Raw genomic sequence first — 13,551 nt, 5'->3', positions numbered from 1 at the left:
CCGTGGTGTAGGTCCAGGAAGCCGGTGAGAGTCCGGCACAGTCGCGCTACTGTGACATCGCACCTGATCGGCGCGGTGGAGTCAGACCCGAGGGCCTTCACCTCAACCGAACCGAGCAGGGACGCAGAATCCCTGAGGAGGACACATGTCTCAGATCACCGCCACCCCCACCGCAGGCTCCGTCGCAGTCCCGGTGGTCCCGCTGCTGAAGCTCGGGACGTGGGTCGTCTTCTTCGGCCTCCTCGCGATGCTCGCGATCTTCTTCGTCAGCAGCGACCAGGGTGCTGTCTCGCTCTTCGCCGGCAACGGCGTTCACGAGTGGGTGCACGACGCGCGTCACCTCCTCGGCTACCCCTGCCACTGAGCACGTGAGCACCGCCTCTAAGGACAAGTCTGTCCTCACCCCGGGCGCCTTCCTGATCCGCGGCCTCGCCGCCGGGCTCATTGCGGGCCTGCTGGCCTTCATCGTGGCGTTCGCCTTCGGTGAGCCGTACGTCGACGACGCGATCGCCCTCGAAGAGGCCGCTGCCGCACAGGCACCGGCCGACGAGCACCCGGCCGACCACGCCGACGAGGACGAAGCCGGCATGGTCGAGATCTCCCGCGACAACCAGAAGAGCTGGGGCCTGCTGACCGGCACCCTTGCGATCGGCACCGCGCTCGGCGGCCTGGTCGCGCTCGCGACCGCAGCGGTCGTGGGTCGCCTCGGCAACCTGTCGGCCCGCGGATCCACCGCGCTGGTCGCACTGATCGGCTTCGTCGCGATCGCGCTCGTCCCGTTCACGAAGTACCCCGCCACGCCTCCTGCCGTCGGCAGCGGCGAGACCATCGGCGGCCGTACGGCGTCGTACTTCGCCCTGCAGCTGGTCTCGGTCCTGGCGGCCATCGCCATGGTCGTGGTGGCCAACAAGCTGCGTGGCCGGTTCGAGGCCTGGACCGCGGCCACGATCGCGGCACTCGGGTACGTCGTCATCGTTGCGGTGACCGCGTTCCTGCTGCCGACCGTCAACGAGATCGGCAGCTTCCCGGCGGACACGCTGTGGTACTTCCGCCGTTCGTCGCTGATCGTCCTCGCCACCCTGTGGGCCACCATCGGCGTGATCCTGGTGGCGCTCGTCGGTCGCCTGCACGACCGCGCGATCGCGGACGCCAACCGGCGCCAGCTCGCAGCCAGCATCTGATCGGGACCGGGATGTTCAGCACCGCCGTCGGGCTGGTGCTCGGCTTCGCCGCGGATCGGCTCCTCGCCGACCCGCGGCGCGGCCATCCGGTCGCCGGCTTCGGCCAGGCGGCCGCCGCGCTGGAGAAACGCGTCTGGCGCGACGACCGCGCCACGGGCGTCGGGTACGTCGCCGTGCTGGTCGGCGGTACGACGGCCATCGGTGTCGCGGCCGATCGGGCCACCCGCCGACACCCGATCCCCCACACCCTGCTGACCGCAGCGGCCACCTGGGCCGTCCTCGGCGGTACCTCGCTGGACCGTGAAGCGGCAGCGGTCAGCGGACTCCTCGCCGACGACCTGCTCGTCGACGCGCGGGTCCAGCTCACCCACCTCGTCGGCCGCGACACCTCGCAGCTCGAGGAGCCGGAGATCGTGCGAGCGACCCTCGAGTCGCTCGCGGAGAACACGTCCGACGCCGTCGTCGCACCCCTCGTGTGGGGAGCCGTGGCCGGCGTACCCGGCCTGCTCGGCTACCGCGCCGCCAACACCCTCGACGCCATGGTCGGCCACCGCAGCGCCCGCCACGAACGGTTCGGCTGGGCAGCGGCCCGCCTGGACGACGTGCTCAACCTCCCCGGGGCACGCCTGACCGCACTGCTCGCCGTCGCACTGGGCGCAGACCACGCCGGCGCCTGGCGGGCCTGGCAGCGCGACGCTGCCGGGCACCCCAGCCCCAACGCAGGCCCGGTGGAGGCATCCTTTGCCGGCGCCCTCGGGATCCGGCTGGGTGGCACCAACGACTACGCCGGTCGCATCGAGCACCGTGCGGTGATGGGCGACGGCCCACCGCCGACGCGGGCCGACCTGGACCGGGCGCGCACCCTGGCTCGACGCATAGGGTGGGCCGCAGCAGCGACCGCTGCAGGCGTGGCGGTCGCCACGCGCTCACGGAACCGGCAGGCACGATGAACCAGTTGCTGCACCAGACCACCGCGCTGCTCACCGGCACGCCGCTGCTCCAGACGCCGCGCGCCGCGCTCGCGCGCTTCGCCCGCTCCGTGACGGACTCCCCCAGCCCGCTCGACGGACGCACCGTGCTCATCACTGGTGCGAGCTCCGGCATCGGCGAGGCGACGGCGTACGCCGCGGCCCGTCGCGGCGCACACGTGCTGCTGGCCGCGCGCCGAACGGAGGAGCTCGAGCGGGTCCGGCACCAGGTCATCGAGGAGGGTGGACGCGCGAGCACCTACGTCGCCGACCTGACCGACGGCGACCAGGTGGACGCGCTCGTCGAGCAGTTGCTCGCGGAGCACGGCGCCGTCGACTACGTCGTCAACAACGCAGGGCACTCCATCCGGCGCTCGCTCGAGCACACCCACGGCCGGCTCCACGACTTCGAACGGATGATGGCGGTGAACTACTTCGGTCCCGTGCGCCTGACGATGGGCCTGCTCCCGGCCATGCGCGAGCAGCACTTCGGGCACGTCGTCAACATCGTCACCTGGGGCAACCAGATCCGGGCGCCGAAGTTCGCGCCGTACATCGCCTCGAAGACCGCGCTCGACGTGTTCGGCCGGATCCTGGCGCGGGAGGCATTCTTCGACAACGTCACCTGCACCAACATGCGCGTCGCGATCGTGCGCACCCCGATGATCGGCCCCACGGCTGCCTACGAGGGCCGCGGCGAGAGCGCCGAGGAGTGCGCCGACCGCGTCGTGCGTGCCCTGGAGGACCGTCCGGTCACCGTCGACGGCGCGTTCGGGACCTTCTACGCCGCCTTCAACGTGGTGGCGCCACGGCTCTCGGACCTGGTGATGGCGGTCGCGCACCGACGCGAGCCGGACTCCGCAGCTGCGCTCAGGACAGTGCAGTCGCGAAGTTGACCTGAAGTTTCCGGGACTGATCGAGAACTCGACGTATCAGCAGGTCCCGTTTCCTACTCCGAGGTGGGTCAGTCACACCCCCTCGGAAAGGAACCTGACATGCATCTCCAACCCCCCAACGCCCTCACCCGGGCTGTCCCTCTGGGCTTGATCGCCCTCGCCCTCGGCGCGGCCTCGACGGTCGCCGCCATCGGTGACCCGGGCGTGAGCCCACAGCACTACACCGACGAGCTCGCTCCCGGTGGCTCGGTCACGATCACCAAGACGGTGGAGACGCCGCCGATCCCGCCGAACCCCGACATCGTCTTCCTGGCGGACACCACCACCAGCATGACCGCGAGCATCGGGAACGTGCAGAGCAACGCCAACAGCATCGTCAGCCAGATCCTCGCGGCCCAGCCGACGGCCCAGTTCGCCGTCGCCGACTACAAGGACACCGCCGACGCGACCGGGCACTTCCTGCTCCGGCAGCAGCTGACCGGCAATGCCGCCGACGTCACCGCCGGAATCGGCGAGTGGACTCCCCTGTCGGGTGGTGGCAGCGACGCCGCGGAGGACTGGATCGGTGCACTCGCCGACATCCCGGGCGCCGTCGACTTCCGTGACGGCGGCACGCCGATCGTGGTGATGTTCGGCGACTCGACCAGCCACGACCCATCGGCCGGCGCCACACTGGGCTCCGCGACCGCGGACCTGCAGGCAGCGGGCATCCGGGTCATCGCGATCTCGGTCCCCGGCACCGACGGCTACCTCTGGGACGGCCTGAACACGACCGGCCAGGCGTCGTACGTCACCTCACAGACGGGCGGCACCCTCACCAACGCCAACCCGGACGAGGTCTCCGACGTGATCCTCAGCCAGCTGCAGAACCTGCCGGCCGAGGTCACCCACGAGGTCACCTGCGACGCCGGTGTGACGGCCACGCTGACGCCTGCTTCCCAGACCGTCACCAGCGGCGCCACGACCTCCTTCGAGGAGACCATCACGCTCGCCGCAGACGCACCTCAGGGTGAGACCGTGTCGTGCACGGTCTCGTTCAAGGTCAACGGCGAGGTCCCCGGGCCGGCATTCGTGCAGACCGTGGACATCGAGGTGTCGGACGTGACGCCGCCCGTGGTCACGGTCGAGAGCAAGGTCGTCGAGGCGACCGGTCCTGACGGTGCAGTCGTCGACTACGACGCGAGCGCCGTGGACAACGTCGACGGCCCGCTCACGCCGACCTGCGAGCCCCCGTCGGGATCGCAGTTCGCGCTCGGCACGACCGCGGTCGACTGCGAGGCCACCGATGCAGCCGGCAACACCGGGTACGGCTCCGGCACGATCGAGGTGGTCGACACGACCCCGCCGACCGTCACCTGCACCGAGTCGACCAACCCGGGCCTCCACGTTCCCTTCGCCGGCAACACCCGCCCGAACCCGCAGGGCCAGAACCAGGACGGCTTCTACCGGCTCGACGCGACCGACATCGTCGACACCGACCCGGACGTCTACCTGCGCGACACCGGCAGTGGCCACGTGTGGGGGCCGTTCGCGAGCGGTCAGCGGATCAAGTACACGGAGTCGAAGTCCGGCCCCACCCAGAAGACCCTGGGCGACAGCGACATCCTGCACCTGACGGGTACCGGTGACGCCGAGCTGTACGCCGTGGACTTCTCGGGCAACGTCGCCGCACCGGTGGACTGCCTGGTCCCGGCACCGCCGAAGTAGCAGCAGCACCTCCAAGGACCGGTCCTGCCGGCGTGGCCTCCGGGTCAGGCTGGCAGGGCCGGTCCCTGCGTCCCGATGATCTCCTCGCTGTTGCGACCGACCCAGCGCAGCAGCGGCACCATCACGTCGGCCAGCTCCTCGCCCCGCGGGGTCAGGCTGTAGTCGACGCGCGGCGGCATGACGGGCTTCTGGTCGCGATCGACCAGTCCGTCGGCCTCGAGGGTCTTGAGGGTCTGGGCGAGCATCTTCTCGCTGATCCCCTGGGCCCGGCGGCGCAGCTCGCTCCACCGCTGGGGACCGTCGGTCAGCGAGACCAGGACCAGGACGCCCCACTTGCTGGTCACGTGGTCCAGCAGCACCCGGCTCGAGCACGCGGCGGGGAAGACGCCGTCCGGGAACATCTCGAAGACCGACTCCGACACCTTACTTACCGTCATGCCAGTACCTTACTTCAAAGTGCGTACTAACCAATGGGAAGTAACTCCACGCAGGGCAGGTTGAGGCCGACATCACCGTTCCTCCACCGAAAGGCACCACGATGTCCAGCAAGTCCCTCGTCGTCACAGGAGCCACCGGCCAGCTCGGCCGCCTCGTCATCGAGTCCCTCCTCGAGAAGGGCGTCCCCGCCGACCAGGTCGTCGCCACCGCCCGCGACACCTCCCGGCTCGACGACCTCGCCGCGCGAGGCGTGCAGGTCCGTCACGCCGACTACAGCGACCCGGCCTCGCTCAAGGAGGCCTTCGCCGGCGCGGACCGCGTCCTGCTCGTCTCCAGCAGTGAGGTCGGCCAGCGCCTGGCCCAGCACCAGAACGTCATCGACGCAGCGAAGGACGCCGGCGTCGACCTGCTCGCCTACACGAGCATCGCGAACGGCGACCGCAGCGGCCTCGCGCTCGCTGCCGAGCACGTGGCCACCGAGCAGGCGATCGCCGGTTCCGGCCTGGCCCACACGTTCCTGCGCAACAGCTGGTACCTCGAGAACTACACCGGCCAGCTGCCGACGTACCTCGAGCACGGCGTCGTGCTCGGCGCGGCCGGTGAGGGTCGCGTCAGCGCCGCCAGCCGCGCCGACTTCGCGGAGGCCGCAGCCGCGGTCCTGCTCACCGAGGAGCCGAAGCAGGTCTACGAGCTCGGTGGGGCCGCGTTCACCCTGCCCGAGCTTGCCGCGACCGTCACCGAGGTGACCGGCAAGGAGGTCTCCTACAACGACCTGCCGGCCGACGCCCTCACCGAGGTGCTCGTCGGCGCCGGCCTGCCCGAGCAGTACGCCGCGATCCTCGCCGACGCCGACCAGGGCCTGGGCCGGGGCGAGCTGTACGTCGAGACCACCGACCTCGAGGCACTCCTGGGCCGTCCGGCGACGACCTTGACGGAAGCCTTGACGGAGGCATTGCGCGCAGCCTGACCCGGGTGGTTCCCGTCGGATGGGGGTACTGCACCGCCATGACGACCGACGACGAGCACGTCCGCCCCGGCGGCGTCGACGACCTGACCATCGAGGGCCTCGGAAACATCTCTGAGGCCCTCGAGGCGGTCGAGATCGCCCGCGGCCACCTCTACGCCTTCCACCGGCTCAGCGGCACCGCCGACCTCACCCTCGGCAAGGGCGTCGAGCAGCTGCGGGACGCCGGTCACACCGAGCTGGCCGACCGCTTCGAGGAGGAGCTGGTCGGCCGCAACGTGCTGCACGGCCGCTGGACCTTCCAGGTCGTCGAGGAGTACGACGACGGGTACTACGCCGCGTTCCGACGCCTCGAGCAGCAGGCCCGCGACACCCTCGTCGGCGGACGTCGCCACCTCTACGAGGCGGAGATGAAGGAGGACCGGCGCACCCACGGCCGCGCGGGCCACGAGCGCCGTCCCTGAGGGTCCGCTACGGCTGGATCGAGCGGACCCAGCTCAGCACGGCATCGACCTCGTGCACGGTCGCGACGCCGTCGGGCCCGCCCGCCCGTCGTACGACGACCACGGGGATGCCGAGCTCGGCGGCAGCCTCCATCTTCGGCCAGGTGTGGGCACCCCCCGAGTCCTTGGTGACCAGCACGTCGCGGTCGACCATCAGGGCCCGCTCGCCGTCGAGCGTGTACGGCCCGCGAGACGTCAGCAGTTCCCACGGCTCGGGCAGCTCGACGTCGGGGACGTCGACGACCCGGGCCAGCACGTGGAGGTCCCGCAGCTTCGGGACGAACCGCGCCAGCTCCTGCCGTCCGACGGTGAGGAACGGCCGGTGGCCGAGCTCGCCCGCGACGATCGCGGCCTCTTCGTGGGTGTCGACCCAGATCCACGAAGGCGTCGCGCGGTCGCCCCAGCCCGGTCGTTCGAGGCGCAGCAGCGGCGTGCCCTCGGCAGCACAGGCCGCTGCGGCGTTCCTCGACATGCCGGCGGCGAACGGGTGCGTGGCGTCCACGACGACGTCGTACTCCGCCAGCGCGGAGCGCAGGCCCTCGACGCCACCGAAGCCGCCGATGCGGACCTCTCCCACCGGCAACCGGGGACGCGCGACCCGACCCGCGAGCGACGACACGACGTCCACGCCGTCGGCCACCAGGGCCTCGGCGAGGTCGCGCGCCTCGCCCGTCCCGCCGAGCAGCAACACCCTCATGCCAGTCCTCCTGTGACCACCGGCAGGGCCGGGACCCCGTCGCCTGCGAGCGCGAGCAGGGCGTCGAGGTCGAGGTGCTCCTCGACGAGGTCGCCGAGCAGGTCCAGGCGCCGGGCCCTCGCCTCCGGGAACGACGCGGTCGACTCGATGCCGAGCGCCTCCGTGAGGTAGGCACCACGAGCGGTGTCGTCCTCGAGGCTGCCGTGCACCATCGTGCCGGTCACCGAGCCACGCGTGCGCTCCCCCGTGATCCGTCCGTGGTGGATCTCGTAGCCGGCCGGTTCGTGCAGGCGCAGCGTCTTCACCGCGTCGAACCTCGTGACGAGGTCGAGCAGGCCGAGGCCCTCGACGACCGCCCCCGCGGAACCCTCGACACCGTCCGGATCGGTGATCGTGGTGCCGAGCATCTGACAGCCACCACAGATGCCGAGCACCGGCCGACCGGCGGCGGCGTGCTTGAGGATCGCGGTGTCCAGACCTCGGGAGCGCAGCCACGCGAGGTCAGCGATGGTCGAGCGGGTGCCCGGAAGCACCACCAGATCGGCGTCCGCGAGCCGCGACGGGTCGGACACGAAGCTGACGTCGAGCCCCGGCTCGAGGCCGAGCGCGTCGACATCGGTGAAGTTGCTGATCCGCGGGAGTCGGACGACGGCCACCTTCAACGCGCCGTCCACGGGCGCGCGGCGGCCCTGCAGGTCGAGCGCGTCCTCGGAGTCCAGCCAGAGGTCGGGATGCCACGGCAGGACGCCGTACGTCGGCCGACCGGTGCGTCGTTGGAGGTCCTCAAGACCCGGGCGCAGCAGGTCGACGTCGCCACGGAACCGGTTGACCAGGAACCCGGCGATGAGCCGCTGGTCCTCAGGTGACAGCAGCGCCAGGGTCCCGAACGCCGAGGCGAACCAGCCGCCGCGATCGATGTCGCCGACGACGACGGTCGGGACCGTGCCGTGCTGCGCGAGGCCCATGTTGACGTAGTCGCTGGAGCGCAGGTTGATCTCCGTCGGGCTGCCCGCGCCCTCGGCGACGACCAGGTCGAACCGCGACCGCAGGTCGTCGAACGCCGCGAACGCGCTCTCGGCCAGCCGCTGACGCCCGGTCTGCCAGTCGCGGGCGGACACCTCGCCGTCGGGCTGGCCCATCCGGATGACGTGGCTGCGGCGGTCGCTGCCCGGCTTGAGCAGCACCGGGTTCATCGCGACCTCGGGCACGACCCCCGCGGCGAGCGCCTGCACCCACTGGGCGCGGCCGATCTCGCCCGGCGTGCCGTCGGGTGAGGTGACGACCATCGAGTTGTTCGACATGTTCTGCGCCTTGTACGGCGCCACGGAGATGCCGCGACGCGCGAACGCCCGGCACAGGCCGGTCACCACGACGCTCTTGCCGGCGTCGGACGTCATGCCGGCGACGAGCAGGGCTTTCGGTGATCGAGGAGGTTGCGCAGCAACCGTCACGAGATTCACTGGCGCCGGCCCCGGAAGACCCGCGGCGCCAGCGACGGCGGTACGGCGCCGCCCTCGCGCACCCAGTCCACGACCTCGTCGGTGGTCGCCTCCGAGAGCACACCGCCGAGCCAGGTGTCCTTGGGACGCCGCCCGCCTGGGAAGTACGTGAAGTCGCGCACGAGCACCACGTTGCTGCGGTCGCACTCGTCGAGACAGTCGACGACCCGCACCCGGATCCGCGGCCCGCGTCGGCCGGCGGGGTCGTCCAGCGCCTCGATCGCGTCGCGCTGGGCGGAGTGGTCGATCGCGGGGTGCTTCTTCGTCGTACCGCAGCAGCAGTCGCGGCAGAGCAGCACGTCGCGATCAGGCAGCGCCATCGGAGTCCTCCAGCGGCAGGTCCGGCGCCCGGATCAGGAACAGGTCCATCACCCAGCCAGCCTCGGCCTTCGCCTCGGTCCGCGCCTCGACCAGCGCCGTGCGCACGGCCCCGACCCGACCACTGACGAGACGCTCCCCCACACCGCCGAGGTTGGCGCCCCACCAGATGTGCCAGTCGTCGAACCCGTCGAGATCCACGCCCGAGGTGAGCATCACGACGAGGTTCTTCTGCCCCGAGGTGACGTCGTGGCGCAGGCGCCGGGCGGTCGTGACGTGCACCGGCTTGCCGACCTGGTGCAGGACGATCCGGTGCCGTGCGGCCAGCACCTGCGGCGCGCTGATGCCGGGGAGGACGTCGTACGACAGGTCGATCTTCTCGGCCAGCTCCTCGACGATCCGGATCGTGCCGTCATAGAGGGACGGGTCGCCCCACACGAGGAAGGCGGCGACGCCCCCACGCGACTCGAGCACGTCGCGGTACGCCGCCAGGCGGGCGTCGTACCAGTCGGCGACGGCGCCTTCGTAGCCCGCGCGGTCCAGGCCCGGGGAACGGTCCCGTTCCGGATCGCGTACGACGACCAGCTCGACGCCGTACGCCTCACACACGGCGCGCCGCACGTCCAGCAGCGAGTCCGACTCGCCCTTCTGGACCGCCAGCGCGTAGTCACAGCCCCGGAGCGCCTCGGCGACCTCGGGGGTGACGTGCTGCGGCCCCATCCCGAAGCCGAGGATCCTGACCTTCATCGGTCTTCCAGGTCACCTTCGACGTCGAGATAGGCCTGCTGCAGCGCGGCCAGGATCTCCGGGTCCGGCTCGGCCCACAGGCCGCGGTCCTTCGCCTCGTGGAGTCGCTCGACGATGCTGCGCAGCGCCCAGGGGTTCGACTTGCGCAGGAACTCCTGGTTCGTCTCGTCGAGGACGTACTCCTTGGCCAGCGACTCGTACATCCAGTCGTGGACGACCCCGGCGGTGGCGTCGAAGCCGAAGAGGTAGTCGACGGTGGCCGCGAGCTCGAAGGCGCCCTTGTAGCCGTGACGCTGCATCGCGCCGATCCAGCGCGGGTTGACCACCCGCGCCCGGAAGACGCGGTTGGTCTCCTCCTGCAGCGTTCGCGTGCGTACGGCGTCCGGCGTGGTCGAGTCGCCGACGTACGCCTTCGGGTTGGTGCCCGAGAGCGCACGCACGGTGGCGACCATGCCGCCGTGGTACTGGAAGTAGTCGTCGCTGTCCGCGATGTCGTGCTCGCGGGTGTCGATGTTCTTCGCGGCGACCTTGATCCGCTTGTAGTTGCTGCGCATGTCGTCCGCGGCCGGGACGCCGTCCAGCCCACGGCCGTAGGCGAAGCCGCCCCACGCCGTGTAGACCTCGGCGAGGTCGGCGTCGTCGCGCCAGGTGCCCGACTCGACGGCCTGCAGGATGCCCGCGCCGTAGGACCCCGGCTTGGAGCCGAAGATCCGCGTGGTCGCGCGCCGCTCGTCGCCGTGCTCGGCCAGGTCGGCCTGGGCGTGCGCGCGCACGAAGTTCTGGTCAGCCGGCTCGTCGAGCGCCGCCACCAGCTTCACCGCGTCGTCGAGCATCGCGACGACGTGCGGGAACGCGTCCCGGAAGAACCCGGAGATCCGCACGGTGACGTCGATGCGCGGACGCCCCAGCTCCTCCAGGGGAATCACTGTCAGGTCATGGACCCGCTTGGAGGCCTCGTCCCACTCCGGCCGGACGCCGAGGAGCGCCAGGACCTCGGCGATGTCGTCGCCGGAGGTCCGCATGGCCGACGTACCCCAGACGGACAGGCCGACCGACTCGGGGTAGCTGCCCTCGTCGTCGAGGTAGCGCTGGATGAGCGAGTCGGCCATCGCCTGGCCGGTCTGCCACGCCAGTCGCGACGGAACCGCCCGCGGGTCGACGGTGTAGAAGTTGCGGCCGGTCGGCAGCACGTTGACCAGCCCGCGCAACGGCGAACCGGACGGGCCGGCCGGCACGAAGCCACCGTTGAGCGCGTGCAGGGTGTTGTCGAGCTCGTCGGTGGTGCGCGCGAGCCGCGGGACGACCTCGGTCGCGGCGAAGGTCAGGACCTGGCGCACCTCGGGCGAGGTGGTCAGGTCGGCGACCCGCGCCGGGTCCCAGCCCGCCTTGTCCATCGCCTCGACCAGCTCGCGGGCTTCGGCCTCGACGCGGTCGACGTCGGTGGTGGGCGCGTCGACGGCCAGTCCGAGCGCGGACCGCAGCCCGGGCACCGACTGGGCCTGTCCGCCCCAGACCTGGGAGGCGCGCAGGATCGCGAGGACCAGGTTGACCCGGGCCTCGCCCTCCGGCGCCTGGCCGAGGACGTGCAGGCCGTCGCGGATCTGGGAGTCCTTGATCTCGCACAGCCAGCCGTCGACGTGCAGCAGGAAGTCGTCGAACTGCTCGTCGTCCGGTCGCTCCTCGAGCCCGAGGTCCCGGTGCATCTCGGCGGCGTGCATGAGCTGCCAGATCTCGCCGCGGATGGCCGCGAGCTTGCCCGGGTCCATCGCGGAGATCTTGTCGTACTCCTCGAGCAGGCCCTCGAGCCGCGCGATGTCGCCGTAGCTCTCGGCGCGCGCCATCGGCGGCACCAGGTGGTCGATGATCGTCGCGTGCGCACGGCGCTTGGCCTGCGCGCCCTCGCCCGGGTCGTTGACCAGGAACGGGTAGATCAGCGGCATGCTGCCGATCGCCGCGTCGGTCGCACACGAGGCCGACAGCGCCGCGTTCTTGCCGGGCAGCCACTCCATCGAGCCGTGCTTGCCGAGGTGGATGATGGCGTGGGCGCCGAAGCCTCCCCTGTCGACGGCACTGCGGACCCAGCGGTACGCCGCCAGGTAGTGGTGGCTCGGAGCCAGGTCCGGGTCGTGGTAGATCGCGACGGGGTTCTCGCCGAAGCCGCGGGGCGGCTGGATCATCAGCACGATGTTGCCGGCCCGCAGCGTGGCCAGCACGATCTCGCCGGCGTCGTTGACGAACAATGAGCCGGGCGACTCGCCCCACGCCTCGACCATCGCGTCGCGCAGGTCGGCCGGGACGTCGGTCGTCCAGGCGTCGTAGTCGGCCTTGTTGATCCGCACGTGCGCGTCGGTCAGCTGCGCCTGGGTCAGCCACTCCTCGTCCTGGCCACCCGCCGCGATGAGCGCGTGGATCAGGGCGTCACCGGCCTCGGTGTCGTCCTCCATCGCCATGACCCGCGTGACGACGTTGTCGGACCCGAGGTCGTAACCCTGCTCAGCGAGGAGACGCAGCAGGCGGACGGTCGACACCGGGGTGTCGAGGCCGACCGCGTTGCCGATGCGTGCGTGCTTGGTCGGGTAGGCGCTGAGCATCAGCGCGAGACGCTTCTCGCTCTGCGGCACGGAGCGCAGGCGGGCGTAGTTGACCGCGAGGCCGGCGACGCGCGCGGAGCGCTCCGCGTCCGCGACGTACGACGGCAGGCCGGCCGGGTCGTTGGGGTCGATCTCCTTGAAGGAGAACGGCACGGTGCTGATCCGGCCGTCGAACTCGGGAATCGCGACCTGGTTGGCGTAGTCCAGCGGGGTGACCCCGTCGTCCGACTCCTCCCACTCCTCACGGCTGCTGGTCAGGCACAGGCCCTGCAGGACCGGGATGTCGAGCGCGGCGATCCGCTCCACGTCCCACGTCTCGTCGTCTCCTCCGGCGCTGACAGCGGCCGGCGTGCTGCCACCGGCGGCCAGGACCGTGACGACCAGCGCGTCCAGGTCACCCAGGGCCGTGAACAGCTCGTCCGGCGCCGCGCGCAGCGAGCCCGCGAAGACCGGCACACCCACAGCCTGTCCGGTCGCGTCGATCGCGTCGCACAGGGCGTGCACGAAGTCGGTGTTCCCGCTCGCGTGGTGCGCCCGGTAGAACAACACCCCGACCCTCGCGACGTGCCCGGTGGTTGAGGTGCGAGCGTCAGCGAGCCTCGAAACCCCCGGGCGCTCGAGGATCCCCCACGCCGGGATCACCTCCGGCGCCTCGAAGCCCTCACCGGTCAGCAACACGGTGTCGGACAGGAAGGCATGCAGCTGAGCGAGGTTCCGCGGACCACCCTCGGCGAGGTAGCGGTGCGCCTCGGCGGCGACGCCGACCGGGACGGTCGAGGTCTCCATCAGCTCCGCGCTCGGGGTGAGCTCGCCGCCGAGCACCACGAGCGGACGCCCGGTGCCGCGCAACGCGGCCAGCTCGGCGTCGTACTGCTGCGGGGAGCCGAGCAGGCGCAACACGACCAGGTCGGCATTCCCTGCGAGCTCGACGAGAGCACCGAGGTCGGAGCGGCTGGGGTTGGCCCAGCCGTAGTCCGCACCACTCGACCGGGCAGACAGCAGGTCGGTGTCGGACGTGGACAGGAGTGCGATGCGCACGGTT

General features: G+C 71.2%; 13 protein-coding genes and 1 riboswitch. Of the genes, 7 read left to right on the top strand and 6 right to left on the bottom strand.

What is annotated here, in order from left to right; genetic code table 11:
• Positions 1 to 16: 16 nt before the first annotated feature.
• Positions 17 to 87: riboswitch (cobalamin riboswitch) on the top strand.
• A gap of 58 nt (positions 88 to 145) precedes the next feature.
• The 5 genes from ASD84_RS12495 to ASD84_RS12475 all read left to right on the top strand — a co-directional run bounded on the left by ASD84_RS12495 (position 146) and on the right by ASD84_RS12475 (position 4,752).
• Positions 146 to 364: a CbtB domain-containing protein gene (locus ASD84_RS12495; RefSeq protein WP_056711044.1), complete on the top strand. Its 219-nt coding sequence runs from the start codon at positions 146 to 148 to the stop codon at positions 362 to 364.
• A 4-nt stretch (positions 365 to 368) separates the two neighbouring features.
• Positions 369 to 1,181, top strand: a complete 813-nt coding sequence (locus tag ASD84_RS12490) for a CbtA family protein (RefSeq protein WP_056711041.1) — start codon at positions 369 to 371, stop codon at positions 1,179 to 1,181.
• Positions 1,182 to 1,192: 11 nt separating this feature from the next.
• Positions 1,193 to 2,131, top strand: coding sequence for a cobalamin biosynthesis protein (locus ASD84_RS12485; RefSeq protein WP_056711039.1), 939 nt, complete (start codon positions 1,193 to 1,195; stop codon positions 2,129 to 2,131).
• Complete coding sequence (locus tag ASD84_RS12480) at positions 2,128 to 3,045, top strand: SDR family NAD(P)-dependent oxidoreductase (RefSeq protein ID WP_056712115.1); 918 nt, start codon at positions 2,128 to 2,130, stop codon at positions 3,043 to 3,045. The genes ASD84_RS12485 and ASD84_RS12480 overlap by 4 nt, the downstream gene beginning before the upstream one ends.
• 99 nt (positions 3,046 to 3,144) lie before the next feature.
• Entirely contained in the window at positions 3,145 to 4,752 is a 1,608-nt protein-coding gene (locus tag ASD84_RS12475; RefSeq protein WP_056711037.1) for an HYR domain-containing protein, read from the top strand.
• A gap of 44 nt (positions 4,753 to 4,796) precedes the next feature.
• On the opposite strand, the gene ASD84_RS12470 is transcribed toward ASD84_RS12475, so the two are convergent.
• Complete coding sequence (locus ASD84_RS12470) at positions 4,797 to 5,189, bottom strand: winged helix-turn-helix transcriptional regulator (protein ID WP_056711035.1); 393 nt, start codon at positions 5,187 to 5,189, stop codon at positions 4,797 to 4,799.
• 101 nt (positions 5,190 to 5,290) lie between these two features.
• Between ASD84_RS12470 and ASD84_RS12465 the strand changes: the two genes are divergently transcribed.
• Positions 5,291 to 6,157: an SDR family oxidoreductase gene (locus ASD84_RS12465; RefSeq protein ID WP_056711033.1), complete on the top strand. Its 867-nt coding sequence runs from the start codon at positions 5,291 to 5,293 to the stop codon at positions 6,155 to 6,157.
• A gap of 38 nt (positions 6,158 to 6,195) precedes the next feature.
• Complete coding sequence (locus ASD84_RS12460; RefSeq protein WP_056711032.1) at positions 6,196 to 6,618, top strand: hypothetical protein; 423 nt, start codon at positions 6,196 to 6,198, stop codon at positions 6,616 to 6,618.
• A 7-nt stretch (positions 6,619 to 6,625) separates the two neighbouring features.
• Here ASD84_RS12460 and ASD84_RS12455 read toward each other — a convergent pair whose 3' ends face one another.
• Genes ASD84_RS12455 through cobN form a run of 5 tightly spaced genes read right to left on the bottom strand, consistent with a single transcriptional unit; the run spans position 6,626 to position 13,547 of the window.
• Positions 6,626 to 7,354 (bottom strand): cobalt-precorrin-6A reductase, encoded by a 729-nt coding sequence (locus tag ASD84_RS12455; RefSeq protein ID WP_056711030.1) that lies wholly within the window; start codon positions 7,352 to 7,354, stop codon positions 6,626 to 6,628.
• Positions 7,351 to 8,805, bottom strand: a complete 1,455-nt coding sequence (locus ASD84_RS12450; RefSeq protein WP_414858597.1) for a cobyric acid synthase — start codon at positions 8,803 to 8,805, stop codon at positions 7,351 to 7,353. Before ASD84_RS12450 ends, ASD84_RS12455 begins: the two co-directional genes overlap by 4 nt.
• Before the next feature lie 5 nt (positions 8,806 to 8,810).
• Positions 8,811 to 9,173 carry a hypothetical protein gene (locus tag ASD84_RS12445; RefSeq protein WP_056711027.1) on the bottom strand — a complete coding sequence of 121 codons (363 nt, stop codon included), beginning with the start codon at positions 9,171 to 9,173 and terminating at the stop codon, positions 8,811 to 8,813.
• Positions 9,160 to 9,918 carry a precorrin-6A synthase (deacetylating) gene (cobF, locus tag ASD84_RS12440; protein ID WP_056711025.1) on the bottom strand — a complete coding sequence of 253 codons (759 nt, stop codon included), beginning with the start codon at positions 9,916 to 9,918 and terminating at the stop codon, positions 9,160 to 9,162. Before cobF ends, ASD84_RS12445 begins: the two co-directional genes overlap by 14 nt.
• Positions 9,915 to 13,547 carry a cobaltochelatase subunit CobN gene (cobN, locus tag ASD84_RS12435; protein WP_200954548.1) on the bottom strand — a complete coding sequence of 1,211 codons (3,633 nt, stop codon included), beginning with the start codon at positions 13,545 to 13,547 and terminating at the stop codon, positions 9,915 to 9,917. Before cobN ends, cobF begins: the two co-directional genes overlap by 4 nt.
• Positions 13,548 to 13,551: the final 4 nt, after the last annotated feature.

This window comes from Nocardioides sp. Root682 (assembly GCF_001427795.1).
Classification (GTDB): domain Bacteria; phylum Actinomycetota; class Actinomycetes; order Propionibacteriales; family Nocardioidaceae; genus Nocardioides.
The sequence above is the reverse complement of the archived record's forward strand: the minus strand, read 5'-3'. Positions and strand labels throughout refer to the sequence as shown.